The following is a 25,185-nucleotide window of genomic DNA, read 5'->3' as shown; positions in this document are numbered from 1 at the left end:
GCACGGCGAAGGGCGAGTCGTCATCCTGCGGCGACTGGTAGTCGAAGGTTTCCCCGGGCAATCGGGGGAAGGGATCGAGCTCCACGGCGAGGTGCTCGACCACATAGGCCGCCAGATCGATAACGTCGCCTTGGAGGATTTCGGGCGGATCGGGGGCGTCTGGATCAAGCTCGATTTCCACCTCGGGATCTGGAGCGTTGGGGCTCCCCGCAGGGACCAGGCGCACCTCCAAGGGACCTTCGACCGTCTGGTCGAAGATCTCGAGGGATATCCCGGACTCCTGCTCCACCACGGCCTCGAACCGGCCGCCAATCTCCGCGCCATCCAACCACGGGCGAACCCGGACATCGGCGGTCAGAGACTTGATCTTGCGCAGGCCCAGATGGCGCGCCAGAGCCGTCCGCGTCGCTTCGTCGGCCTCAAGCCGCAGATTTACCGGTCCGCGGGCGAGATCGCCCATACGGAACCGATGGGACCAGATCGGAGCCTGGTTCACGGAGCCGCCCAGACGATATCGCCCGCCAGAATGGTCTCCAAGGGCAGCTCAGCCAGGGTTAGCCGCTGGCGCAGGACATAGGCGACCATGGGCTCGACCGGCGCGCCTTCGGCCTCGGCATAGACCGTCCGCGCGATCAGGGCGGCCAAGGGCGCCTCGTCGGGGAGCAGGCTCAGGGCCGTCTCATAGGATTTCACCCGCCCGTAGAAGGCCTCACCCAGCTTGCGCATCTTCTTACCTACGGACAGGTCGCCCACCCCCATTTCCCGCAGGGCGTCATCGAGGGCTGAGATGTAGGCGTCGAACAGGGCCTGGGCGGTGTCGGCCGCTGGAGCGCCCTGACGCTTGAGGCGATCCAGCAGCAGCACCACATGGAGGGAGTAGAGCTCGAAGCGCCCTTCCACCGTGTCCGGCGCGGCCAGGCGACCGTAAAATTCAGGCGAGCGGGCCTGGGTCACCACTTCGGCATAGAGTTTTTGGCCAGCGATTCTTGCCGGCTTGGGACGAAAGAGACGCTCCAGGATCATCTTTGCCTCGATTTTGCCGCCACAGGGCGTTAACGGCGGGCATTGAACTAAGGCCCCGCGGGCGATAGGTCAAAGTCTTGAAGTCTTGAACAGGTCCGGTTCCCACATGTTTCGCCGTGTCGCCTTCGCCGTCTTTTCGGCCGGACTGCTGGCCACCAGCGCCTGCGCGCCGATCACCACCTACTCCGGATTCCAGGCGATCGACGCCAGTCCGACCGATGTGAAGGTGGGAGAGGACACCAAGTCCACCGTCAGAGGCCGGTTGGGTTCGCCCTCCGCCACCTCGACCTTTGAGGACAACATCTGGTTCTATGTCGCCCAGGTGAAGGAGCAGGTGGCCTTCCTGCGGCCGCAGATCGTCAACCGCGAGGTGGTCGCCATTACGTTCAACAGCGACAGCGAAGTGGTGGAGTCGGTGGATCACTACACCCTGGAGGACGGCCGGGTGGTGGCCTTCAATGATCGCGAAACCCCGACCCGCGGCCGCGAGCTGACCGTTCTCGAGCAGCTGCTGGGCAATGTCGGCCGTGGGGGCATGCTGCCGCGGGACGATGAATCAGTGCCTGGCAATCGCCCGGGGGACCGGCGCTAAAGCCATCTGTAAGACGTCCAAAGAAAACGCCCCGGAGATCGCTCTCCGGGGCGTTTGTCGTTTGGCTGATCGGCGGACTAGCCGACCGCTCCATGAGCCAGGATCGCCAGCAGCAGCAGCGCCACGATGTTGGTGATCTTGATCATGGGGTTCACCGCGGGACCGGCCGTGTCCTTGTAGGGGTCGCCGACGGTGTCGCCGGTGACGGCGGCCTTGTGAGCCTCCGATCCCTTGCCGCCGTGATGGCCCTCTTCGATGAGCTTCTTGGCGTTGTCCCAGGCGCCGCCGCCAGACGTCATGGAAATGGCCACGAACAGTCCGGTGACGATCACCCCCATCAGCATGGCGCCCAGAGCTGAGAAGGCGTCAGCCTTGCCAGCGATGGCCATGATGACGAAGAACAGGGCCACCGGCGACACCACGGGCAGAAGGCTGGGCACGATCATTTCGCGGATCGCCGCCTTGGTGAGGATGTCCACAGCCCGGCCGTACTCCGGCTTGACCTCGCCGGTCATGATGCCGGGGTTCTCCTTGAACTGGCGACGAACCTCGACCACCACGGCCTCAGCCGCCCGACCCACGGCCGTCATCGACATGCCGCCGAACAGGAAGGGCAGAAGCCCGCCGAACAGCAGACCGACCACCACATAGGGATTGGACAGATCGAAGGCCACGTCGCCCATGCCTTCAAAGAAGGATCCGGGCGCGGCGGTGGACGCGAAGAACTTCAGGTCCTCGGTATAGGCGCCGAACAGCACCAGAGCCCCGAGGCCCGCCGAGCCGATGGCGTAGCCCTTGGTCACGGCCTTGGTGGTGTTACCCACCGCGTCCAGGGCGTCGGTGGACACTCGGACGTCCGCGGGCAGGCCCGCCATCTCGGCGATGCCGCCGGCGTTGTCCGTCACCGGACCGAAGGCGTCCAGGGCGACGATGAAGCCGGCCAGGGACAGCATGGCGGTGGTGGCGATGGCGATGCCGAACAGGCCCGCCAGGCCATTGGCCACGATGATGCCGGCGATGATCACCAGGGCCGGAAGCGCCGTGGATTCAAGGCTGACGGCCAGACCCTGAATGACATTGGTGCCATGGCCAGAGACGCTCGCCTTGGCCACAGACTTCACCGGACGGAAGGCGGTGCTGGTGTAGTACTCGGTGATGACGACGATGGCCGCGGTGACGGCCAGGCCGACGACGCCGCAATAGAACAAGGACAGGCCGTCGAAGCTGCGTGCTCCCAGGGTCACCGTGTCAGGCACCATACGAGTGGTGACCCACCAGATCGCGCCCACAGACAGGAGGCCGGTGACGATCAGGCCGCGATAGAGGGCGCCCATGATGTTGCGCGACTTGCCCAGTCGAACGAAGAAGGTGCCGATGATCGAGGTGATGATGCAGACGCCGCAGATGGCCAGGGGCAGCATCATCATGGCCTCCACCAGGGGGGTGCCCCGGAAGAAGATCGCCGCCAACACCATGGTGGCCACGGTGGTCACCGCATAGGTCTCAAAGAGGTCGGCGGCCATACCGGCGCAGTCGCCGACATTGTCACCCACATTGTCGGCGATGGTGGCGGCGTTGCGCGGGTCATCCTCTGGGATGCCAGCCTCGACCTTGCCCACCATATCGCCGCCCACGTCGGCGCCCTTGGTGAAGATGCCCCCGCCCAGACGGGCGAAGATTGAGATCAGGGAGGCGCCAAAGCCCAAGGCCACCAGCGAGTCCACGACCTCGCGGCTGGTGAGTTCGAAGCCAAGGGTCCTCGTCAGGACGAAGAAGTAGCCAGCCACCCCGACCAGGGCGAAACCCGCCACCAGCATGCCGGTGACAGCGCCGGACCTGAAGGCCAGGGACAGACCCTTTTCGAGGCTCTCCGAAGCCGCCTGGGCGGTCCGCACATTGGCCCGCACCGAAATCCACATGCCGGCGAAACCCGCGGCGCCCGAAAGGACGGCTCCGATCAGGAAGCCAATGGCTGGGTAGATGCCCAAAAGCGCCCCGACACCGATCAGAATGACCACGCCCACCATGGCGATGGTCGTGTATTGGCGGCGCAGATAGGCCTGGGCGCCCTCTTGGATCGCCGCGGCGATTTCCTGCATGCGAGGGTTGCCGGGGGAAGCCCGCATCAGAGATGCGGACTGGACAATGCCGTAAAGCACCGCCAGCAGGCCGGCGACAATCACCAGCGTAAGCTCGAGACTCATAGTTCAGACGCCCCTATTTGATGGCGCGACGCAGCCTTTCCCCGCCTGAATGCCGGGGAAGACAAGCCGCAACGTTTCCTCTGGGTTGAGACGCCGTCATTGCAGCGCCTCATTTTTATTTTTCGCCAGGGGACTGTGCCAAGGTTGCGATAGGGGCGCAACGGGTTGTGTTTTCGGGCCTTCTAGGGGGCTCAGGCCCCCGGATGCCGAGGCAGGCCGCTTTGCCGCTTGGCGGTCTGGGACGTGACCGCCACGCTCTGAATGTCCCTGCCCCCGAGACGCACCGCCTCCTTGAGCATCACCGCCTTCAACCGGTCCACATCAAGGGTGACGAAGTCGGTCTTGCCCGTGAACGGGGTGCGATGCCCCGCCCGCACCAGGGCGTCCCGAAAGAACGGCTCGCGCTCCCTGATTTTCTGGAGGTTGGCGACCTGCGAGAGGTTCACCCGGACGCCCACGAAGATGTAGTTGACCACCCGTTCGCCGATCACCACGGGCAGGGCCACTGGAGAGATATCCACATACTGACCTGCCTGGGCCTTGGCCGCCGGAGGGCCTGCGGCCGATGCGCGATTGGCCAGTATCAGGGCCGGGATGGCGGCGAGCAGGCTTCGACGATGCATGGCGAAACCCTAGGGCGACAGGGTTGCCGTTGTCTTACGATCAGGGGTGCGACCAGCCGGCGCGCTCGATCGGCAGGGGCGCGCCGTCGAAGTCCACCCTCAACCCCCGGCCCTCCTCGACGACGCCGATGACCGGCAAACCCAGGGCCTTCGCGGCCTGCGGCGAAGCGGTGATCACCAGTTCATAATCGTCGCCAAAGCTAGCCAGCGCCGCCCGGCCGCGGGCGACGTCGCGCTGGTCGGCCAACCAGCCTTCTCCGGCGGCGGAGAGGGGAACACGATCAAGGTGCAACTGAATCCCTACGCCGCTGGCTGTGGCGATATGACCGGCATCGGCCAGCAATCCATCGGAGATGTCGGCGCAGGCGGAGGCCCAACGGCGCAAACCGTCGCGAAGGTCCAACCGCGGGCCAGGAAGCCTGTAGCGGCCCTTCAGATAGCCATCGCCATCGGCGAGGCGACCCTCGACGGCGGCCAGGCCCAGGCCCCCGTCCCCGATCGGGCCGCTGACCATCACGAGATCCCCAGGCCTCGCCCCCGAACGGAGCACCGCCCGCCCCTGGGGGACCCAGCCGAGAAGAGTCAGGCTGGCGCTCAAGGGGCCCGGAGTCGAGACGGTGTCGCCGCCGAGCAGCACGACGCCAAAGGTCGCGCCGTCGACGTCCAGGCCGCGGGCGAAGGCTTCGCGAACAGCAAGGTCCGCATCAGGCGGCCAGGCCACCGCGAGGAAATAGCCGAAGGGATCAGCCCCCTTGGCCGCAAGGTCGGAGAGGTTGGTCCGCAACAGCTTGCGCGCCACCAGGTCGGGCGCCTCGCCGACCGGGAAATGCACCCCCTCCACCATGGCGTCCTTGGTCACAACCAGGTCGAAGCCGGGCCGGGCCGGAATGACCGCCGCATCGTCCAAAAGGCCAAGGGCCTCTGGGGCGCCGCGGGTCAGGGGACGGTAGAGCCGGGCGATCTGCTCGAATTCGTCCGGCGCTTTGTCCGCGCCGTCAGGTCCGGACATCCTGCGCCAATCCGTCCAGGGCGCCGTTCACAAAGCCGGGCTCTGGTCCCTCAAAGAAGGACTTGGCCAGCTCCACATATTCGTCGATCACCACCTCGGTGGGGACATCAGGACGCTCAGAAAGCTCGTAGGCCCCTGAGCGAAGAATGGCCCGAACGGTGGCGTCCAGCCGCTCCAGACGCCAGCCCTGGGCCAGTCGCCGAACCACGGCTCGGTCGACCTGAGTCTGGTGGGCCACAACACCGCGCAGCAGGTCAGCAAAGAAGGTTTCGTCCGCGCCCGTGAGGGCGAAGCCTTCCACATCCCGGTCGAAACGGTGGTCGGAGAACTCGCGGATCACCGCCTCCACGCCCGCGCCGGATACTTCCATCTGATAAAGGGCCTGGACGACGGCCAGACGGGCCACCGACCTTGCCTGTCGCGCCGGCTGCGGGGGCGTCGGCAGGTCGCCGCTCATTGGTCGTGCCCAGACAGGCGGGCCTTCAGGCTGATCATTTCCAGGCAGGCCCGCGCAGCGCCGCCGCCCTTGTCACCCTCGCTGGCCCGGGCGCGCGCCCAGGCCTGAGCTTCTTCATCAACCGTCAGAATACCGTTCCCGATACAGAGCCGGCGCCCAATGGTCAGCTCCATCAGCCCCCGCGCCGATTCGTTGGACACGATCTCGAAGTGATAGGTTTCGCCGCGGATCACACAGCCCAGGGCCACAAAGCCGTCATAGGCAACCCCGCCACCGCTGCCGGATGCGTCGGCGATCGCGATGGCGCTGGGAATCTCCAGCGCCCCGGGCACGGTCACCACGTCGAAATCGACCTCGTGCGCGCTCAGCACGTCGGTTGCGCCCGCCAGCAGGGCGTCGGCGATTTCGCTATAATATCGCGCCTCGACCACGAGGACGCGCAGCTTCTCGTCTTGCATCACAGATTCCAGGGGCCGCGGAAGGCGGCCATATGCTGCCTTTAGGCGGTTTCGCGCCAGCGCGCGAGATACCGCGCCAGCATGTCGATCTCCAGATTGACCGCCGAGCCCGGCTTCAGCCCGCCCAGGGTGGTCACCTCCCAGGTGTGAGGAATGAGGTTCACCCCGAAGACGTCATCCTCAACCTCGTTGACGGTCAAGGACACCCCTTCGACCGTGATGGAGCCCTTTGGGGCGATATATCGGTGGAGCGGGCGGGGAACCCGCACCTTCACCCGATGCGAGCCGCCCTCGGACTCGACCGAAATCACCTCTCCGACGCCGTCCACATGGCCAGAAACGATATGTCCGCCTAACTCATCGCCGACCCGGGCCGAACGCTCCAGATTGACGGGATGACCGGGCTCCCAGGCCCCAATGGTTGTCCGATCGAGGGTTTCGCCAGACACCTCGACGGCGAACCAGTCGGCGCCCTTCTCGACCAAGGTCAGACAGCAGCCCGCATGGGCGATGGAGGCGCCGATCTCCACGCTCGACAGGTCGAACCGGGTTTCGATCTCAAATCGCCGATCACGGTCCGTATCCCGGACGGACCGAACTCGCCCGACGTCAGTGATGATGCCTGTGAACATTCAGATCCTCTCGTATCGTTCCCAAAGATCCTGCCCCAGGACCTGAATCTCCGTTCGCCGTAGCCGGGGCGCACCGGACAGGGCCTCAAGAGCCATAGCGCCGACGCCAGAGCGGCCCTCGTCGCCAATGACGATAGGCGCTCTAAACCACTCCAGGCGCGCCACGAGATTATGGCGCAGGAAGCTCGCGGCCACCTCACCGCCCCCCTCAACGAACAGTCGAGCGAGACCCAGGGCGGCCAGGGCGGCCACGACCGATGGAAGCGATGATCGCTCCGCGCCGTTCTCGCCAACCTGCACAATCTGGACGCCGGCCTCCACCAGTCCGCTGGCCGGCGCGCCATTGGTGACCAGATAGGTGGGCACATCCCGGGCCGTAAGAGCCAGACGCGATGTCGGCGACAGCCGCTGGCGACTGTCGAGGATCACCCGAGCCGGCTGCGGCCCCGCATAGCCAGGCAGGCGGACCGTGAGTTCGGGGTCATCGGCCAGCGCCGTTCCAGCGCCAACCAGAACGGCGTCATGAAGGCTGCGGAGATGGTGGACCTGCTGGCGGGATTCCGCGCCAGTGATCCAGCGGCTTTCGCCCGCAGCTGTCGCGATCTTGCCGTCGAGGGAGGTGGCGAGCTTGAGCGTGATCATCGCCAGGAGCCGGCGCCAGGCGGAACGTGCGCCTAACGCTCCTCCTCCGAACGCTCACCAAGGCCTTCGCTGCCCAGGAAATCGGCGAAGTCGCGGGTCTCCCGGAAGTCGCGATAGACGGAGGCGTAGCGAACATAGGCCACATCATCGAGGGACTTGAGCGCCTTCATCACCAGCTCCCCGACTACCTCTGAGGGAATATCGGTCTCGCCCATGCTCTCCAGCTGACGGGTGATGCCATTGACCATGCGGTCAATTTGCTCGGGATCGACCGGGCGCTTGCGGATGGCGATATCGATGGAGCGCAGCAGCTTTTCGCGATCAAAAGGCGTGCGCCGTCCAGACCGTTTGATCACCGTAAGCTCGCGGAGCTGGACGCGCTCGAAGGTGGTGAACCGGCCGCCGCAGGCCGGACACAGCCGGCGACGACGGATAGCCGCCCCGTCCTCGGACGGGCGGCTATCTTTCACCTGGCTCTCGGCGTGGCCACAGAACGGGCATCGCATGAGATCAGCCCCTCCGCGGCCAGCTTGGCCGCTCTAGCTGTAGATAGGGAAGCGGCGGGTCAAGGTCAGGACCTCTTCGCGGACCGCGGCTTCGACCGCGGCGTTATCGCCACCCGCGGCCAGACCGTCGACCACCTGGGCGATCAACTGCCCGATGCGACGGAACTCGGCCGGGCCGAACCCCCGCGAGGTGCCGGCCGGCGATCCCAGGCGCAGGCCCGAGGTCTGGGTGAAGGGCAGCGGGTCGAAGGGTATGCCGTTCTTGTTGCAGGTGATGTTGGCGCGCTCCAGGGCGACCTCGGCGTCAGCCCCCGTCACCCCCTTGGGCGTCAGGTCGACCAGCATCAGATGGCTGTCGGTGCCGCCGGAAACGATTTTCAGTCCCCCCGCGGCCAGGGCGTCGGCCATGGCGCGGGCGTTTTCCACCACCTGACGGGCATAGAGTTTGAAATCGGGACGCAGGGCCTCGCCGAAGGCCACGGCCTTGGCGGCGATGACATGCATCAGCGGCCCGCCCTGCAGGCCGGGGAAGACGGCAGAGTCGATCTTCTTGGCCAGCTTCTTGTCATTGGTCAGGATCAGACCGCCGCGGGGACCGCGGAGGGTCTTGTGGGTGGTCGAGGTCACCACATGGGCGTGGGGAACCGGGTTGGGATAGGCGCCGCCGGCGATCAGACCGGCATAGTGGGCCATGTCCACCATCAGAATGGCGCCGACGCTGTCGGCGATCTCCCGGAACCGGGCCCAGTCGATTTCGCGGCTATAGGCGGAACCACCAGCGATGATGACCTTGGGCTTGGCGCTCAGCGCAACGGCCGCGGCCTCGTCATAGTCGATCAGCTGGTCCTGCTGGCGGACCGAATAGGCCACGGGATTGAACCACTTGCCCGACTGGTTGACGTTCTTGCCATGAGTCAGATGACCGCCCGCCGCCAGATCCATGCCCATGAAGGTGTCGCCGGGGCTCATGGTGGCCATGAATACCGCCTGGTTGGCTTGGCTGCCTGAGTGCGGCTGCACATTGGCGAACTCCGCCCCGAACAGGCGCTTCGCCCGCTCGATGGCCAGGCTTTCGGCCACATCAACCTCTTCGCAACCGCCATAGTAGCGCTTGCCCGGGTACCCTTCGGCGTATTTGTTGGTCAGGACCGAACCCTGCACCTCAAGGATCGCCCGCGAGACGATGTTCTCCGAGGCGATCAGTTCGATCTGATCCTGCTGGCGCTTCAGTTCCCCTTGCAGGACGTGCGCGATCTCAGGATCGCGCTCGGCCACACCCTGTCCAAAGAAGGCGTCGGCGGCGGCGGTGGTTTGGGCTTGGGCGGTCAAGGGAGGACCTCGCATCGGAGTCGGTGGAGCGGAGGCGCCTTTTACCCCTATCGCGGCAAGGTTCCAACCACAGCCGACGACCTGCGGAACAAAGTCCAATCCGGCGCGTTTCCCACCCCATCGCCAAGCCAGCCATAGCCCGGCCATGGCGCCGTCGTACGTGTCGGAGGGGACCACCAAATGAGCGTTGAAGACGAGGCCTCGGGCCGTTCGATGTATGTATTGCGCCTGGGGGCCGACATCATCACAGCCTATGTGAGCCGCAACGCGGTCAGCGCTGACGCCGTGCCGGACCTGATCCGCTCGGTCCATGGCGCCCTCAGCGGCCTCGGTGAACCCCAACCCATCGCGCCCACGGAGCGGCCAAAGCCCGCCGTGCCAATCAGCCGTTCGATCCAGGAGGACTTCATTGTCTGCCTGGAGGACGGCAAGCAGCTAAAAATGCTCAAGCGCTACCTTCGGTCCCGCTATGACATGAGCCCCGAGGATTATCGTCGCCGCTGGGGCCTGCCGCCAGACTATCCCATGGTCGCCCCGGCCTATGCGGCCAAGCGATCCAACTTCGCCAAGCAGATCGGCCTTGGCCGCGGGGTTCGCCGCAAGGCCTGAGGCGCATCCCGTCGAAGGGCGCGCCGATGAACCGCGCGCCAACCCGAAACCCTAGCGCCTCAGGCGGCGACGCCGCCGACGCGCTTGATATTGCAATGAACCCACAGGGTTTCCAGCGACCGGGCCAGATGATCGATCATCTCGTCGGAATGGGCCGGTGACGGGGTAAAGCGCAGCCGCTCGGTGCCCCGGGGCACGGTGGGATAGTTGATCGGCTGGACATAGACGCCGTAGTCGCTCAGCAGGATGTCCGAGATCATTTTGCAATGGACCGGATCGCCCACAAGCACCGGGACAATATGGCTCTCGGACGGCATCACCGGGATGCCCGCCTTGCTCAGCCGCTCCTTGAGCGCCTGGGCGCGGGCCTGATGGGCCACCCGAACCTCGTTGTGCGCCTTCAGATAGCGGATCGAGGCCACCGCCCCCGCCGCCAGGGCCGGCGGGATCGAGGTGGTGAAGATGAAGCCGTCGGCATAGGACCGGATCGCATCGATGATCACAGCATCAGCGGCGATATAACCGCCCATGACGCCGAACGCCTTGCCCAGGGTGCCTTCGACAATATCGATCTGGTCCATGACGCCGTCGCGCTCGGCGACGCCAGCGCCGCGGGGGCCATACATGCCCACCGCATGGACTTCGTCCAGATAGGTCATGGCGCCGTACTTCTTGGCCAGAGCGACCATGGCCGGCATGTCGGCGATGTCGCCGTCCATGGAATAGACGCTCTCAAAGGCGATCAGTTTGGGCGCGTCGGCCGGCGCTGCCGCCAGCAGTTCTTCCAGGTGAGCCAGATCATTGTGGCGGAAGACCCGACGCTGCTCGCGCGCGCCGGCGCGGATGCCCGAGATCATCGAATTATGGTTCAGCTCATCGGAGAACATGATGAGCCCGGGCAGGATCTTGTAGAGGGTCGAAAGCGACGCCTCGTTGGACACATAGCCTGAGGTGAACAGAAGCGCGGCTTCCTTGCCGTGCAGGTCGGCGAGCTCATGCTCCAGCTCGACATGGTAATGGGTGGTGCCGGAGATGTTGCGGGTGCCACCGGAGCCGGCGCCGGCTTCGTCGATGGCCGTCTTCATGGCCTCGATCACGACGGGGTTCTGGCCCTGGCCGAGATAGTCGTTGGAGCACCAGACCACCACGTCCTGGGTCGAGCCGTCGGGACGGGTCCATGTGGCCCGGGGGAAGGCGCCGCGATGGCGCTTCAGATCTGCAAAGACCCGGTAGCGACCCTCGGCGTGAATCCGCTCAAGGGCGTTCTGAAAGGCGGTCCTGTAATCCATCGCAACGAAATCCGGTCGCGCGCTCGACAATCTCACGCCGCAACTGGTCCCCTAAAATCCGCCCGGTTTTTGGCGCCGGGTTCGGAAAATGTCTACAAGGCGCTGTGTCGCGCCTGCTTGATCTGCGTCAACGACCGTGCCGACTTCGTCAACGGTCAGGCCAAGGTGTCCAACCGTCCGCGTAGCAACTGAAGTAGGCTCGAAAAGTCTTTTTCGCCATAGCCAAGGCGATCAAACAACGCATAAAGCGCCTCCGCCTGGGCCGCCAGGGGCGTCGAGGCCCCCACCGAAGCCGCCGCGCCCTGCGCCAGCTTGAGGTCCTTGAGCATCATGGCGACGGCGAATCCCCCCTCATAACCGCGATTGGACGGCGCGGCCGCCACCGGGCCCGGCCAGGGGCAGTATGAGGTGAGAGACCAGCACTGGCCCGATGAGGCCGAGGCGATTTCGAAGAATCGCTCTGGATCCAGGTCCAGGCGTTCGGCCAGGGCCAAGGCCTCGCAGACGCCGATCATCGACACGCCCAACAGCAGGTTATTGCAGATCTTCGCCGCCTGCCCCGCGCCGGCCTCGCCAGCCCGCGCCACCGTCTTGGCCATCGGCGAGAGGGCGGCCTTAACATTGGGAAACAAGGGCTCGGGGCAGCCGACCATGAAGGTCAGCGTTCCGGCCGCCGCCGCCGTCACCCCGCCCGATACTGGGGCGTCGGCCACGGCGAAACCGGCCTCCCTCGCCAGGGTGGCGACGTCGCGGGCGGTGTCGACGTCCACGGTCGAGCAGTCGATCAATAGCGCGTCGCGCCCGGCATGGGGCAGGACCGCCTGATCATAGACCTGCCGGACATGGGCGCCGGCTGGCAGCATGGTCAGCACGACGTCGGCCCCGGCCACAGCGTCCGCCGCCGAGGCCGCAGGCTCGGCTCCGGCATCAGCGGCGCGACCAACGGCCGCAGGCGAAAGATCAAAGGCCTGAACCTGGTGGCCGGCCTTCGCCAGGACCGCGGCCATTCCGCCACCCATGTTGCCCAGGCCGATCAGGGCGTAGCGAGTCATGCTCCAATCGCCCATTCAAGCGCGCGCATGGTGGTCCTCCCGTGATCTGGCGGACGATCGCCGCCTTACTCCAAGGGTAGCGGCCGCCAGCCCTGGGCGGAAGGCAGGGGCGCAAAGATCTCGTCCAGCATGGCCTCGCTCACCCCTTCGAGCCGGGCCGGGTTCCAGCGGGGCGCATTGTCCTTGTCGAGGATCACCGCACGGACGCCTTCAATGAAGTCGTAGAGCCCGACGACCCGGGCGCCGATCCGGTATTCCATTTCCATGTTTTCGGCGAAGCTCTGCGCTTGCGCACCCAGGGACAGCTGCCGAAAGGCGACCTTCAGGGTCTGGGGCGACTTGGTCTTAAGGACCTCCAGCTGGGCCTTCGCCCAGTCCCCGCCGTCAGCCTCCAGGGCCGCGAAGATGGCCTCCACGCTGTCGCCGGCGAACAGGTGATCCATCTCGTCCCGGTGCAGCCCCAGGGGCGGGCGGCCTGGGTCGGCCTCCAGCAGGGTCAGGTGCGTCTCGACCGCGTCCGGATCGGTGATGATCTGCGCCTTCAGGCCTTCGATCTGGTCGGCGAGCACATAGTCTGTGGCCAGGCCCAGCAGTTCGCAGTCCGCCGCCTTGAGCCGGGCCCCCGTCAGGGCCAGCCAGAGACCAGACTTCCCCGGCAGACGCGGCAGGTGCCACCCCCCACCCACGTCCGGGAAGAGCCCAATACCGGTTTCCGGCATGGCGAAGGTGGTCCGCTCGGTGGCCACCCGGTAGCGGGCCGGCAGGGCCAGACCGACGCCGCCGCCCATGGTCACCCCATCCATGATCGCCATCACCGGCTTGGGAAACTCATGGATCAGGTGGTTCAGCCGGTACTCGGTGAAGAAGAACTCCCGCGCGGCAAAGCCGTCGCCGGCCCCGCTTTTCGCCAGCATGCGGATGTCGCCCCCGGCGCAGAAGCCCCGCTCGCCGGAATGGTCGATAAGCACGAAGGTCACGGCGGGGTCTTGCCGCCAGGCCACCAGGGCCTCGATCATCGCCTGGCACATGCCGGTGGTCAGGGCATGTAGGGCGCCAGGCCGGTTCAAGGTGATGCGGCCCACCGCGCCCTCAATGCGAGTCAGGACGTCAGGCTCAACGGTCATCGGTAAAGCTCCCGGGCGATGATCACCCGCATGATCTCGTTCGTCCCTTCCAGGATCTGGTGAACGCGCAGGTCGCGGACGATCCGCTCCAGCGGGTAGTCGGAGAGATAGCCATAGCCGCCATGCAGCTGCAGGGCCTCATTGGCGATCTGAAACCCCGCGTCGGTGGCGAACCGTTTGGCCATGGCGCACAGCTTGGTGGCGTCTACGCGCCCGGCGTCCAGGGCCGCGGCGGCTCGACGAACCATCAGGCGGGCGGCCTCCAGCTCGGTGGCCATATCGGCCAACTTGAACTGCAGGGCCTGGAACTCCCGTAAAGGTCGGCCGAACTGCCGACGTTCGGCCAGATAGGCCTGAGCCGTGTCCAGGGCCAGGGCCGCGCCACCCAGGGAACAGGAGGCGATGTTGAGGCGTCCGCCGTCGAGCCCCATCATGGCGAAGCGGAACCCCTCGCCCTCCCCGCCGATGCGGTTGGCGAGTGGAATGCGGACGCTGTCAAAGTTCACCTGCGCCGTAGGCTGGGCGTTCCAGCCCATCTTGCGCTCCCTGGCTCCGAAGGAGAGGCCTGGCGTCTCCTTCTCCACCACAAAGGCCGAGACCCCGCCGGCCCCGGCCCCGCCAGTGCGCGCCATCACGACATAGAGATCAGAGACCCCACCGCCAGAGATGAACGCCTTGGAGCCGTTGAGCACATAGGTCTCCCCCTGCCGCTCGGCGGTGGTGGTGAGCGCTGCGGCGTCGGACCCCGCCCCCGGCTCGGTCAGGCAATAGGAGGCGATCAGGTCCATGGTGGTCAGGCGCGGCAGGTAGCGCTGTCGGAGCGCCTCGTCCCCGAACCGGTCGATCATCCAGGAGGCCATGTTGTGAATGGTCAGATAGGCCGTAGTCGCCACGTCACCATAGGCGAGGGCTTCGAAGATCAGAGAAGCGTCCAGCCGCGACAGCCCCGTCCCGCCGACGTCCTCCGACAGATAGATGCCTGCAAAGCCAAGGGCGGCGGCCTGACGAAGAGTTTCGACAGGAAAATACGACTCCCGATCCCAGCGGGCCGAATACGGGGCCAGTTCCGCGGCGGCGAAGGCCTGGGCGGCGGCCTGTAGCGCTCGCTGGTCGTCAGAGAACTCAAAATTCATGGCCTGGCCTTTCGTGGGCTTGAGGAACTTGCCCGGGCGGCGCACCCTGTCAACGACAGGGGGAGACAGAATGACGTTCGATGGCATGGGCGAGACTCCACGCGAAGCGGCCCGCAACCTGGCCTTGCTGAACTATGGTCTGCTGTTCGCCTCCTTCTTCTTCGCTGGCGTTCCGGCCTTGGTGGCGGTGATCATCGCCTATACCCAGCGCGATTCGGCTGCCGAGCCTGGGCGGAGTCACTTCACCTTTCAAATCAGATGCTTCTGGGTGTCCTTTGTCCTCGCGCTTCTGGCGGGTATCTGCGGTCTGGCCGCCGTCATCCATGTGTTGGCCTCCCTCTATGGCGTCGCCAACACCCTGGGCTGGGACGGATTCGACAAGATGGAGGTGGTGATCGGTCAGGTCGCCATCGACGCCACCCTCTTGGCCCTGATCGTCGGCGCCATCGCCATGGCCTTCCTCTCGGGCCTCTGGCTCATTGGCGCTTCGGTCATCGGCGCCATCAGACTTGCCTCTGACCAGGGGATGGGTAAGAGCCGGGCGTCATGAGCCAGCCTCCCCTCGCCGCCTACCCCGCCCTGCGCCTGCGCCGTCTGCGTCAGGCCGACTGGATCCGCCGCCTCGTTCGCGAGACCGTCCTGACCCCGGCCGACCTGATCTGGTCGATGGTGGTCCATGAGGGTGAGGGTCAGGTCCCCGTGACCTCCATGCCCGGGGTGGCCCGCCTGTCGGTGGCCGAGGCCGCCAAGGCCGCGGTGGAGGCCAGGCGCCTTGGTATTCCGGCCATCGCCATCTTTCCGCACATCGAGATGTCTCGGAAGGACGCCACGGGCTCCCTGGCGGCCGACCCCGACGGGCTGATCTGCCGGGCGGTCAAAGCCATGAAGGACGCCGCGCCTGAGGTTGGGATCATGTGCGATGTGGCCCTGGATCCGTTCACCGACCATGGCCATGACGGCCTGATTGAAAACGGCGTCATCCTGAACGACGCCACCATCGAGAAGTTGGTCGAACAGGCCCTGGTCCAGGCCAGGGCCGGCTGCGATATCCTGGCTCCGTCAGACATGATGGACGGTCGGGTCGGCGCCCTGCGCACCGCCCTGTAGGCTGACGGCCTGCAGGACGTGATGATCATGTCCTATGCCGCCAAGTACGCCTCGGCCTTTTACGGCCCCTATCGCGACGCCATCGGCTCGGGAAAACTGGGCACAGGGTCTGTGGATAATCCCGGGGACAAAAAGACCTACCAGATGGACCCGGCCAATACCGAGGAGGCCCTGCGGGAGGTCGCCCTCGACATCGCCGAGGGCGCCGACATGGTGATGGTCAAGCCGGGCCTGCCCTATCTCGACATCCTGCGCCGCCTCGTGGAGGCCTACGGCCTGCCGACCTTCGCCTTCCAGGTGTCCGGCGAGTACGCCATGATCAAGGCCGCCGGCGCCAATGGCTGGATCGATGAGGACCGCGCCATCCTCGAAAGCCTGGGCGCCTTCAAACGGGCCGGCGCGGCCGGCACCATCACCTATTTCGCCCCCCACGCGGCGCGGCTGCTCGGCGCCTAGTCCTTTAGCCAGTCGACCAGCAAGCTGTTGACCGCCTCCGGCGCCTCCTGCTGCACCCAGTGGGAGACGCCGGGCAGACGCTCGATCCGCAGATCGGAGACATAGGCCTCCGTCCCCTCCAGCGTCTCCAGGCCGAGCGCCGCATCGGCCTCGCCCCAGATGACCAGGGTGGGAATCTCGATCTTCGCCCAGGGCTCGCGCATGAAGTCAGGGTGGCGGGCCGCCGCCCGGTACCAGTTGATCATGCCGGTCATGGCGCCCGGCCGCTGGGCGTCCATGGCGTAGCGGTCAAGCACCGCCTCGGGGAAGCGGCCCTTGTCCTTGGCCATTTCGGAAAAGGCCCGCCGGATGGCCCGGGCGTCCCTGGCCAACAGCATGCGTTCGGGTACCCCGGGAATCTGGAAAAAGGCCAAATACCAGGAACGCAGCATCTGCCTGGGCGAGCGACGCAGGACCGTCCCGAACACTGCCGGATGCGGCAGGTTCATGATCACCAGGCGGCTTAAGGGGCGCACCTTTCGCGCCGCAAAGGTCCAGGCGACGGCCGCGCCCCAGTCATGGGCCACCAGCATGCCCTCCCGGGCGCCGGCCGCATCGAGGAGGGCGGCCACGTCTTCGAGAAGACGCTCCATCCGGTAGCTGTCCACGTCCTGTGGCTTGGGTTCGGTTTCGCCATAGCCGCGCAGATCCGGGGCCCAGACCCGGTAGCCCAGGTCCGCCAGGACCGGCATCTGCGCCCGCCAGGAGAAACGGCTTTCGGGGAAGCCATGCAGGCAAAGAGCCAGACGCTCGCCTTCACCGGCCTCGTCCACCGCAAACGCAAGGCCGTTCGCCTGCACAGTCCTGGTGGTGATGGTCATTAGCCCCTCCCGGAGGCGCTCAGGCGCAGTAGTAGGCGCTGGGCTGGTCCCATCCCTCCAGCTGACGGATGTCGACCCACCGGAACCCGATCTTCTCCAGCACCCGGCACGAGGCCAGGTTATCCGGATTGACGATGGCCGCCACGGTCGCGAGCCCGAACACGCCCCGGGCATGGGCGAGCACGGCGCCCGCCGCCTCCTGGGCGTAGCCTTGTCCCCAGTAACGCTCGAGGAAGGCGTAGCCCAGGTCCACATGGGGCAGGATCTCTCGCCGCACCAGGCCGCAGAGCCCGACGGCCTGGCCCTCCCCCTTCGGCGTTACCACCCACATCCCAAAGCCATGGTCGCGATAGCTGCTGAGGATACGGGTCTCGATATAGCCGCGCGCCTCATCGAGGGTGCGGACGCCACGATCCCCGATCCCCTGAATGAAGCCCGGCGCGTTCAACAGGTCGAGCACGAAGGCCGCATCCTCCGCCCCTGCCTCGCGCAGGGTCAGACGCGGCGTCTCCAGGATCACGCCGGCGGTTCCAGCCGCGCCACCAGGCTCGACGTGTCCCAGCGGGACCCGCCCATGGCCTGAACCTCGGCATAGAAGCTGTCCACCAACCGGGTGACCTCCAGCTGGGCGCCATTGGCGGCCGCCTCGTCTAGCACCAGCCCCAGATCCTTGCGCATCCAGTCGACGGCGAACCCGAAGTCGAACCGCCCCTGCGCCATGGTCGGCCAGCGGTTGTCCATCTGCCATGACTGAGCCGCGCCCTTGGAGATCGCCCCCAGCACCTCGACGGGATCAAGGCCCGCCCGGCGCGCGAAGTGCATCCCCTCGGCCAGGCCCTGGACAACGCCAGCGATGCAGATCTGATTGACCATCTTGGTCAGCTGACCCGCCCCGGCCGGACCCATGTGCCGTATCGCCTGAGCATAGGCGGCCATCACCGGTTCGGCGCGGGCGAAGGCCGCGGGATCGCCGCCGCACATGATGGTCAGCTTGCCAGCCTCCGCCCCTGCCTGACCGCCCGAAACCGGCGCGTCCACGAAGCTTCGGCCCGCGGCTGAGGCGAGGTTCGCCATGTCGCGGGCAAGCGCCGCAGAGGTGGTGGTGTGGTCGATGATCACCGCCCCAACCGCCAGCGCTTCAAGGCCCTCGGTCGTCACTTGACGGACATCGTCATCAGCGCCGACGCACAGGATCAAGGCCTCGGCCCCAGCCGTCGCCTCGGCGATGGTCGAGACGGCCCGCCCCTTGTGGGTTTCTGCCCAGCGCAGGGCCTTGGCGCCGGTGCGGTTGAAGACCGCCACATCATGGCCCGCCCGGGCCAGATGCCCCGCCATGGGAAAGCCCATGACCCCAAGTCCGACAAAGGCCAGCTTCATATCCATCTCCCAGACTCAAAGATCGCAACGCCATCTTAACGCCGACCGAAGACCTTACCGACGATTAGCGTTAACCGGGGTGTGTCGATGGCGACGGGCGAGCGGCCGATCATCATCAAGAAGGTCAAGAAGGGCGGGGGTCATGGGCACCATGGCGGCGCCTGGAAGGTGGCCTATGCCGACTTCGTCACCGCGATGATGGCCTTCTTCCTGCTGATGTGGCTGATCAACACCACGAGCCCGGAACAGAAGCGGGGCATCGCCGACTATTTCGCGCCGGCCAGCATTTCCTCCACCACCTCCGGTTCGGGGGGAATACTCGGGGGCACGGCGCTTGGATCTGACGGCGCCAAGTCCTCAGGCTCCATGTCAATCATCGAGCAGATGTCGCCGGAATCGCCAAATCCCGAAGAAGATGGCGAGACCCAGGACCCGTCGACCAAGAGCCGGCTTCAGGCGGCCAGCACCGAGGCTCTGCGCGACGCGCTTCAGAAGCGGGAGGAGGCCGCCTTCCAATCGGCCGCCCAGTCCCTCCGCCAAGCCCTTCAGGACATGCCGGAGCTGGCGGAGCTCTCCAAAAACATCATCATCGATCAGACCCCTGAGGGGCTGCGCATCCAGCTGGTGGACCAGGAGGGTCGCTCGATGTTCGCCGAGGGGTCGGGACAGCCCAATGACCGGGCCCGCCTGTTGCTGCGGGCTGTGGCCAAGATCATCAATCAGCTCCCCAACCGGGTGAGCATCTATGGTCACACCAGCGTGAACATGAACGGCGCCCGATCAGAGGGCGACTGGGCGCTGTCGGCGACCCGGGCTGATTCCTCGCGCCGGGTGCTTCAGACCGCCGGAGTCGACTCCGATCGGATTTATCAGGTGTCTGGCAAGGCCAATTCAGAGCCGCTCTATCCTGACGATCCCACCCTGCCCGGCAACCGCCGCATCGCTGTGGTGCTGCTTCGCGAGGCGCCCGTGCTGCCGCCGGACATCCGCCCCTAGGGTCAACCAGAAACGGGTAAGTCTTTTGCCAGTCACTAAAATGTGCGGCTTGCCTGATTGGGTTCAATGCCGCCTAATCATCGGCGACGCAGAGGCTTGAGGTCGAAACCGGCTCCGTGACGCAGCATTTCCCGACACGACAGCTTAGGTTCTTCCTGACCGCGCCCTCGCCGTGTCCCTATCTGCCGGGCCGATTTGAGCGAAAGGTCTTCGCCCACCTGCCCATGGCCGACGGGCCCAGCGTCAATGATTCCCTGACCCAGATGGGTTTTCGCCGATCCCAGAACATCGCCTACCGGCCGGCCTGTGAGTCGTGCATGGCCTGCATCTCGGCGCGATTGCCGGCGGCCGACTATGTTTTCTCGCGCTCAGAACGCCGTATTTTGACGCGAAACGGCGACATTGAACGCTCCGTCGTCGAGGCTGAGGCCACGATGGAGCAGTTCGACCTGCTGCGCCGCTATCTCACCACCAGACATGTTGACGGCGGCATGGCTGAAATGAGCTGGCCCGACTATGTGGCCATGGTCGAAGACACCGCCGTGCGTACTCACCTGGTAGAATACCGAATTCGGTCAGAGGATGGCGGGCCCGGCGACCTGGTGTCCTGCGCCCTGATCGACCTGATGGCTGACGGCCTGTCCATGGTCTACAGCTTCTATGATCCCGAGCAGACCCGAAGAAGCCTGGGGTCATTCATGATCCTGGATCACGTGGTTCAGTGCGGCCTGCTGGAACTGCCCCACGTCTATCTCGGCTATTGGGTCCGAGGCAGCGACAAGATGGACTACAAGGCCCGGTTCTCGCCCATCGAGTTTCTGCGCCCTGAGGGCTGGGCCCGGGTCAGCAGCCGCGAAATCCTGAACGCACCCCGCGGCTGAAACTGACCTCAGTCGCGAGAACCCTCCATGGTGAAGCCCACCTTCAAATAGACCTGAAAGTGGCCGACCTGCCCGTCAGTGATCTCTCCCCGGGTCCCGGTGACTTCATACCAGCGCATGTCGCGCAGGGACTTGCCCGCCTCGGTGACGGCGTTCCGGATGGCGTCCTCGATGCTGTCATTTGACGAGCCAACCAGCTCGACGACCCTGTAGACGTGATCCGACATGAAAAGCCTCCTGTGACGCGCCGGCTCGGCGCAATTCCTTAGCGTTCTGCCTGCAATCCCGTTCCGAAAGGCGCGCACAGGCCTCGCCCGGTCATCCCCAGGGGACAGGGGCCGATGCATCGACCCCCAAGGAGGCGGCTGCTAGGGTCGCGCGACCAGAGTCACCCCTCCGCGGAAACGCTCCATGCCCCGGCAGCTTCGGCTGAAGCTTCGACGTCCTGCGACCTATGAACGGGACGACTTCGCCGCCGGCCCCTCCAACGCCGCCGCCCGCGCCGCCCTCTCCGCCTGGCCCGAATGGCATGGGGGCGCCATGGTGCTGGTGGGACCAGAAGGGGTGGGCAAGACCCATCTGGCGCGCCTGTGGGCTGAGGCGGCTGGGGCCGTGGAACTTTCGCCCCAGGACCCCGATCTGTCTCATACCGGCCCAGCCCTGATTGAGGACGTTGACCGGGGATTTGACGAGGAATTCCTTTTCCACCGGATCAACATGGCCGCACGGCCCGGAGGCGGTCTGCTGCTGACGGCGCGCACCGCGCCGGCCCTCTGGCCCGTCGAGCTCCCGGACCTGCGCTCGCGTCTCAACGCCTTGCCGGTGGCGGAGATTGAACCGCCGGATGACGCTGTGCTGGAGGCCGTCCTGCGGCGGCTGTTCGCCCGCTGCAATATCACCCCGCACGACGATGTCATCCCCTACATCATCAACCGCATCGAACGCTCAGCGCCGGCGGCCTGGGAGGTGGTTCAGCGCCTGGACGCCGCTTCGGGTGAAAGTCATCGGCCAGTCTCACGGGTGCTCGCCCGTCAGGTCCTGGAGGACGAGACGGAGAATCTTGACCTTTTCGAGTGACCCTGCGGGCATGATCGGCGAGGTTCGCCAAATCCAGTCACGCTCAACGAGGCCCCCATGTCCTATGTCGCGTCCCCGTCGCATCAGAGCGAGGCCAAGGCTCACGCTGTCCTGGCTTGGGACGCCGAACTGGCCGCCTCCAAGGACCGGTTTTTCAACCGGGAAATCTCGTGGCTGGCCTTCAACGAGCGCGTTCTGTCGGAGAGCAAGAACCCCCGCCACCCTCTGCTGGAGCGGCTCCGCTTTCTGTCGATTTCGGCCAACAATCTCGACGAATTCTACATGGTTCGGGTCGCCGGCCTGAAGGCCCAGGTCCGCGAGCGGGTCCGTTCGATCAGTCAGGACGGTCTCACGGCGCCTGAGCAGCTCGAAAAGGTCAACGCCGAAGCGGCCATGCTGATGACCGACCAGCAGACCCGCTGGCGAGATCTTCGCCAGGAACTGGCGGCCGAGGGCCTCAAGCTCATTGAGGCTGATGAAATGACCCCAGCCGAACGGAGCAGTCTGGAGACATCCTTTCTAAACCTGGTGTTTCCGATCCTGACCCCCCTGGCCATCGACCCGGCCCATCCGTTCCCCTTCATTCCCAATCTCGCCTTCTCCCTGGCGCTGACCCTGCGGCGGGACGCTGACGGCCGCAAATTCAACGCCCTCGTCCCCATCCCGGCCCAGGTGGCGCGGTTCTGGCAACTGGAGGCGCCCCGGGGTGGGCGCAGACCCGCCAAGCCGCAGCGCCGCTTCATCTCGCTGGAGGGGATGGTCGCCCTGTTCGTCGACCACCTGTTTCCTGGATGCGACGTGGAGGCCAGCGGCGTATTTCGGCTGATCCGCGACTCCGACGTGGAGATCGAGGAAGAGGCCGAGGACCTGGTTCGCGAGTTCGAGGCGCGCCTCAAGCAGCGGCGCCTCGGTTCAGTCGTGCGGGTTGAGATCGAACAGGCCATGCCCGAGCCGTTGCGGGCCTTCATCTGCGAAAACCTCAACGCCCAGCCCGACGACGTCCTGCTGATCGACGGCCTGCTGGGCCTGGACGAACTTGCGCAGCTGATCCCCGCCGACCGGCCCGACCTGAAATTCAAGCCATTCACCGCCCGCTTCCCGGAACGCATCCTGGACCATGGGGGGGACTGTTTCTCGGCCATCCGGGAAAAGGACATCCTGGTCCACCACCCGTTCGAGAGCTTTGACGTGGTGGTGCAGTTCGTCCGCCAGGCCGCCCGAGATCCCCATGTTCTGGCGATCAAACAGACCCTTTATCGCACATCGTCCGACAGCCCGATCGTTGCGGCCCTGATCGAGGCGGCCGAGAACGGCAAGAACGTCACTGCGGTCATCGAGATCAAGGCGCGGTTCGACGAGGAAGCCAATTTGAAGTGGGCCCGCGATCTTGAGCGCGTCGGCGTCCACGTGGTCTTCGGTTTTGTGGAATACAAGACCCACGCCAAGCTGTCGGTGGTCGTCCGGCGGGAGGGCGATCAGGTTCGCACCTACTGCCACTATGGGACTGGCAACTATCACCCGGTCACCGCCAGGATCTATACCGACCTGTCCCTGTTCAGCACCGACCCGGCCCTGGCTCGGGATTCGTCGCGGGTGTTCAACTACATCACCGGCTACGCCCAGCCGACCAAGCTGGAGCGACTGTCCTTCTCTCCGATCACCATGAAGCGCGACATCATCGCCCTGATCGCCCAGGAGGCGACCAATGCGCGGGCGGGGAAACCCGCCGCCATCTGGGCCAAGATGAACGCCCTGGTCGACCCGGAGATCATTGACGCCCTCTACGCCGCCAGCCAGGACGGGGTATCCATCGACCTGGTGATCCGCGGCATCTGCTGCCTGCGGCCGGGGGTGCCTGGGCTGTCGGAAAACATTCGGGTCAAGAGCATCGTCGGCCGGTTTCTGGAACACTCCCGAATCGTGGCGTTCGCCAATGGCCACGCCATGCCGTCCAGCAAGGCGCGGGTGTTCATTTCGTCGGCGGACTGGATGCCCCGCAACCTGGATCGGCGGGTCGAGAGCCTGGTGCCGGTGGAAAACCCCACGGTTCATCAGCAGGTGCTGCAGCAGATCATGGTGGCCAACCTGAAGGATGAAGCTCAGAGCTGGACCCTGGACGCCGGAGGCGGCTACACCCGCGATCCCAACTGGGACCATCCCGGCGCATTTTCCGCGCACGAGTATTTCATGACAAATCCAAGCCTCTCTGGCCGTGGCCAGCGTGTGAAGGACATGCCGCGCGCGATCGACCATGTCGCAGCCCGAGCTTAGACCTGAGAGCCGGCAGGCCGCGGTCATCGACGTCGGTTCAAACTCGGTTCGCCTGGTGATCTACCGGCTCGAGGGCCGGGCGATCTGGACGGTCTATAACGAAAAGGCCCTGGCCGGCCTGGGCCGCGACATGGCCGAGACCGGGCGGCTCGCTCCGGAGGGCGTCGAGGTGGCCATGGGCGCTCTGCGCCGTTTCAGGGCCATCCTGCAGGACTGGGCGCCCGACGACGTGGTGGCGGTTGCGACGGCCGCGGTTCGCGAGGCCGAGGACGGCCCCGCCTTCGCCGACCACGTCCGCGCTGAGCTGGGCATTCCGCTGCGGGTGCTGAGCGGCGAGGAGGAAGCCCATTACGCCGCCGCCGGCGTCCTGGCCGGCCATCCCAGCGCCCGTGGCCTGGTCGGCGACCTGGGGGGCTCCAGCCTTGAGCTAGTCCAGGTGGGTCCCGATGGGCCGGCGCCTGGACTGACCCTGCCCCTGGGCCCCTTCGCCCTGGGGGCGCCCAGACCGCTGGCCCTGGAACCGACCCGGCGGCTCATCGAAGGTGAACTGTCGACCCTGACCCCTGCCTGGGGCGGCGGCGAATTCCATGCGGTGGGGGGCGCATGGCGAAATCTCGGCCTGCTGCACATGATCATGACCGCCTACCCCCTGCGGGTGGCCCACCAGTATGAGATGTCGCGCACCGAGGCCCTGGACCTGACCCGGTTTGTGGTGCGCCAGTCCCGCTCATCCCTGGAGCGGATCGAGGGGCTGTCCAAGAAACGCTACGAAACCCTGCCCTACGCCGCTCTGGTGCTCGAATCGCTGATTGAGCGCCTGGGCCTGGAGCGAATCGTCATCTCCGCCTTCGGCCTGCGAGAGGGCCTGCTGTGGGACGCCATGGCGCCTGCAATCCGGCGGCGCGATCCCCTCCTGGAGGGCTGCGAAGCCATGAGCGCCATGCGTGGCCTCTCCGCGGGCGACATGCCCCGGGCGCTGGAGACCTGGCTGACGCCAACCTTCGCGGCGCTGGAGCCGGTCTTCGGCGACCGCGAGCCCCTGCTGATCGCCGCCGCCTGTCGCCTGGCCGATCTTGGAGGACGGCTCCACCCCGATCACCGCGCCGAATTGGCTTTTGCACAGGTTCTGCGAGCCCCAATCGCTGGCATGTCCCACGCCGAGCGTTGCTTCCTGGCGCTGACGACCTTCGCTCGACACTCAGCGTCGGGCAATCACCCTGAGCCGGACACCCTGAACCGGGTGCTGACCAGCGAGCGGCGGGCGCGGGCCAAGGCCCTGGGCGCAGCTCTGCGTCTGGGATGCGATCTGTCAGGCCGCAATGGTCGGCTGCTGGCGGAGGCGCCCCTGGCGATTGAGGGAACGACACTCCGCCTGACCGCCGCACAAGGCTGGTCTGATCTTCTGCTGGGGGACCAGACAGCTAAGCGGGCGACCACCCTGGCCGGCGCCCTGAAGCTGAAACTGGAACTGGTCTGAA

The 25,185-nt window shown here is 65.9% G+C and carries 27 protein-coding genes and 1 pseudogene; 9 read left to right on the top strand and 19 right to left on the bottom strand.

The window, feature by feature from the left end; genetic code table 11:
- The coding region (locus Q7V15_RS06130) for a DUF177 domain-containing protein (RefSeq protein ID WP_304754547.1) at positions 1–496 on the bottom strand (496 nt) is incomplete at its 3' end.
- Positions 493–1,023, bottom strand: coding sequence for a ubiquinol-cytochrome C chaperone family protein (locus Q7V15_RS06125; protein WP_304754546.1), 531 nt, complete (start codon positions 1,021–1,023; stop codon positions 493–495). The genes Q7V15_RS06130 and Q7V15_RS06125, both read right to left, overlap by 4 nt.
- Before the next feature lie 106 nt (positions 1,024–1,129).
- Here Q7V15_RS06125 and Q7V15_RS06120 point away from each other — a divergent pair, with 106 nt between their 5' ends.
- Complete coding sequence (locus Q7V15_RS06120; protein ID WP_304754545.1) at positions 1,130–1,615, top strand: outer membrane protein assembly factor BamE; 486 nt, start codon at positions 1,130–1,132, stop codon at positions 1,613–1,615.
- Between the two features lie 77 nt (positions 1,616–1,692).
- Here the strand turns inward: Q7V15_RS06120 and Q7V15_RS06115 are convergent, their stop codons facing one another.
- The 9 genes from Q7V15_RS06115 to glyA all read right to left on the bottom strand — a co-directional run bounded on the left by Q7V15_RS06115 (position 1,693) and on the right by glyA (position 9,490).
- Positions 1,693–3,819: a sodium-translocating pyrophosphatase gene (locus Q7V15_RS06115; RefSeq protein ID WP_304754544.1), complete on the bottom strand. Its 2,127-nt coding sequence runs from the start codon at positions 3,817–3,819 to the stop codon at positions 1,693–1,695.
- A gap of 191 nt (positions 3,820–4,010) precedes the next feature.
- Positions 4,011–4,442, bottom strand: coding sequence for a hypothetical protein (locus tag Q7V15_RS06110; protein WP_304754543.1), 432 nt, complete (start codon positions 4,440–4,442; stop codon positions 4,011–4,013).
- Positions 4,443–4,482: 40 nt separating this feature from the next.
- On the bottom strand, positions 4,483–5,451 hold the full coding sequence (thiL, locus tag Q7V15_RS06105) for a thiamine-phosphate kinase (RefSeq protein WP_304754542.1): 969 nt from the start codon (positions 5,449–5,451) through the stop codon (positions 4,483–4,485).
- Entirely contained in the window at positions 5,438–5,908 is a 471-nt protein-coding gene (nusB, locus tag Q7V15_RS06100) for a transcription antitermination factor NusB (protein WP_304754541.1), read from the bottom strand. The genes thiL and nusB overlap by 14 nt, the downstream gene beginning before the upstream one ends.
- Positions 5,905–6,366 carry a 6,7-dimethyl-8-ribityllumazine synthase gene (ribH, locus tag Q7V15_RS06095; RefSeq protein WP_304754540.1) on the bottom strand — a complete coding sequence of 154 codons (462 nt, stop codon included), beginning with the start codon at positions 6,364–6,366 and terminating at the stop codon, positions 5,905–5,907. Before ribH ends, nusB begins: the two co-directional genes overlap by 4 nt.
- A 41-nt stretch (positions 6,367–6,407) precedes the next feature.
- Complete coding sequence (locus tag Q7V15_RS06090) at positions 6,408–6,998, bottom strand: riboflavin synthase (RefSeq protein WP_304754539.1); 591 nt, start codon at positions 6,996–6,998, stop codon at positions 6,408–6,410.
- Positions 6,999–7,640 (bottom strand): RibD family protein, encoded by a 642-nt coding sequence (locus Q7V15_RS06085; RefSeq protein WP_304754538.1) that lies wholly within the window; start codon positions 7,638–7,640, stop codon positions 6,999–7,001.
- 32 nt (positions 7,641–7,672) lie between these two features.
- Positions 7,673–8,146 (bottom strand): transcriptional regulator NrdR, encoded by a 474-nt coding sequence (gene nrdR / locus Q7V15_RS06080; RefSeq protein WP_304754537.1) that lies wholly within the window; start codon positions 8,144–8,146, stop codon positions 7,673–7,675.
- A gap of 33 nt (positions 8,147–8,179) precedes the next feature.
- Positions 8,180–9,490 carry a serine hydroxymethyltransferase gene (gene glyA / locus Q7V15_RS06075; protein WP_370689774.1) on the bottom strand — a complete coding sequence of 437 codons (1,311 nt, stop codon included), beginning with the start codon at positions 9,488–9,490 and terminating at the stop codon, positions 8,180–8,182.
- 165 nt (positions 9,491–9,655) lie between these two features.
- Here glyA and Q7V15_RS06070 point away from each other — a divergent pair, with 165 nt between their 5' ends.
- Positions 9,656–10,084, top strand: coding sequence for a MucR family transcriptional regulator (locus Q7V15_RS06070; protein WP_304754535.1), 429 nt, complete (start codon positions 9,656–9,658; stop codon positions 10,082–10,084).
- Positions 10,085–10,143: 59 nt separating this feature from the next.
- Here Q7V15_RS06070 and hemA read toward each other — a convergent pair whose 3' ends face one another.
- The 4 genes from hemA to Q7V15_RS06050 form a co-directional block, all read right to left on the bottom strand.
- A complete protein-coding gene (gene hemA, locus Q7V15_RS06065) occupies positions 10,144–11,373 on the bottom strand; it encodes a 5-aminolevulinate synthase (protein ID WP_304754534.1) in 1,230 nt (409 codons plus the stop codon).
- Positions 11,374–11,528: 155 nt separating this feature from the next.
- Entirely contained in the window at positions 11,529–12,425 is an 897-nt protein-coding gene (mmsB, locus tag Q7V15_RS06060; RefSeq protein ID WP_304754533.1) for a 3-hydroxyisobutyrate dehydrogenase, read from the bottom strand.
- Between the two features lie 65 nt (positions 12,426–12,490).
- A complete protein-coding gene (locus tag Q7V15_RS06055) occupies positions 12,491–13,549 on the bottom strand; it encodes an enoyl-CoA hydratase/isomerase family protein (protein WP_304754532.1) in 1,059 nt (352 codons plus the stop codon).
- Positions 13,546–14,682 (bottom strand): acyl-CoA dehydrogenase family protein, encoded by a 1,137-nt coding sequence (locus Q7V15_RS06050; RefSeq protein WP_304754531.1) that lies wholly within the window; start codon positions 14,680–14,682, stop codon positions 13,546–13,548. Before Q7V15_RS06050 ends, Q7V15_RS06055 begins: the two co-directional genes overlap by 4 nt.
- Before the next feature lie 70 nt (positions 14,683–14,752).
- On the opposite strand from Q7V15_RS06050, the gene Q7V15_RS06045 reads away from it, so the two are divergent.
- A complete protein-coding gene (locus tag Q7V15_RS06045) occupies positions 14,753–15,232 on the top strand; it encodes a hypothetical protein (protein ID WP_304754530.1) in 480 nt (159 codons plus the stop codon).
- Positions 15,229–16,245: pseudogene (gene hemB / locus Q7V15_RS06040) on the top strand (porphobilinogen synthase). The gene Q7V15_RS06045 and the pseudogene hemB overlap by 4 nt, the downstream one beginning before the upstream one ends.
- Here hemB and Q7V15_RS06035 read toward each other — a convergent pair.
- The 3 genes from Q7V15_RS06035 to Q7V15_RS06025 are packed head-to-tail and all read right to left on the bottom strand — an operon-like array spanning position 16,242 to position 18,482.
- On the bottom strand, positions 16,242–17,105 hold the full coding sequence (locus Q7V15_RS06035; protein WP_304754529.1) for an alpha/beta fold hydrolase: 864 nt from the start codon (positions 17,103–17,105) through the stop codon (positions 16,242–16,244). The pseudogene hemB and the gene Q7V15_RS06035 sit on opposite strands and share 4 nt — an antisense overlap.
- Positions 17,106–17,124: 19 nt before the next feature.
- The gene (locus tag Q7V15_RS06030; RefSeq protein ID WP_304754528.1) at positions 17,125–17,625 is read right to left on the bottom strand and encodes a GNAT family N-acetyltransferase; all 501 of its coding nucleotides are present in this window, start codon (positions 17,623–17,625) and stop codon (positions 17,125–17,127) included.
- Positions 17,622–18,482: an NAD(P)-dependent oxidoreductase gene (locus Q7V15_RS06025; RefSeq protein ID WP_304754527.1), complete on the bottom strand. Its 861-nt coding sequence runs from the start codon at positions 18,480–18,482 to the stop codon at positions 17,622–17,624. Before Q7V15_RS06025 ends, Q7V15_RS06030 begins: the two co-directional genes overlap by 4 nt.
- An 87-nt stretch (positions 18,483–18,569) precedes the next feature.
- On the opposite strand from Q7V15_RS06025, the gene Q7V15_RS06020 reads away from it, so the two are divergent.
- Both Q7V15_RS06020 and Q7V15_RS06015 read left to right on the top strand, forming a co-directional pair.
- Positions 18,570–19,478: a flagellar motor protein MotB gene (locus Q7V15_RS06020; RefSeq protein ID WP_304754526.1), complete on the top strand. Its 909-nt coding sequence runs from the start codon at positions 18,570–18,572 to the stop codon at positions 19,476–19,478.
- A 116-nt stretch (positions 19,479–19,594) separates the two neighbouring features.
- Positions 19,595–20,359 (top strand): arginyltransferase, encoded by a 765-nt coding sequence (locus Q7V15_RS06015; protein ID WP_304754525.1) that lies wholly within the window; start codon positions 19,595–19,597, stop codon positions 20,357–20,359.
- 8 nt (positions 20,360–20,367) lie between these two features.
- On the opposite strand, the gene Q7V15_RS06010 is transcribed toward Q7V15_RS06015, so the two are convergent.
- Positions 20,368–20,586, bottom strand: a complete 219-nt coding sequence (locus Q7V15_RS06010) for a dodecin (protein ID WP_304754524.1) — start codon at positions 20,584–20,586, stop codon at positions 20,368–20,370.
- A 184-nt stretch (positions 20,587–20,770) separates the two neighbouring features.
- On the opposite strand from Q7V15_RS06010, the gene Q7V15_RS06005 reads away from it, so the two are divergent.
- The 3 genes from Q7V15_RS06005 to Q7V15_RS05995 are packed head-to-tail and all read left to right on the top strand — an operon-like array spanning position 20,771 to position 25,184.
- A complete protein-coding gene (locus Q7V15_RS06005; RefSeq protein WP_304754523.1) occupies positions 20,771–21,436 on the top strand; it encodes a chromosomal replication initiator DnaA in 666 nt (221 codons plus the stop codon).
- A gap of 57 nt (positions 21,437–21,493) precedes the next feature.
- Positions 21,494–23,707 (top strand): RNA degradosome polyphosphate kinase, encoded by a 2,214-nt coding sequence (locus tag Q7V15_RS06000; RefSeq protein ID WP_304754522.1) that lies wholly within the window; start codon positions 21,494–21,496, stop codon positions 23,705–23,707.
- A complete protein-coding gene (locus Q7V15_RS05995; protein ID WP_304754521.1) occupies positions 23,688–25,184 on the top strand; it encodes a Ppx/GppA phosphatase family protein in 1,497 nt (498 codons plus the stop codon). The genes Q7V15_RS06000 and Q7V15_RS05995 overlap by 20 nt, the downstream gene beginning before the upstream one ends.
- Position 25,185: the final 1 nt, after the last annotated feature.

The organism is Phenylobacterium sp., assembly GCF_030651755.1.
In the GTDB taxonomy this organism is placed as follows: domain Bacteria; phylum Pseudomonadota; class Alphaproteobacteria; order Caulobacterales; family Caulobacteraceae; genus Phenylobacterium.
This window is presented reverse-complemented; position numbering and strand designations above follow the sequence as displayed.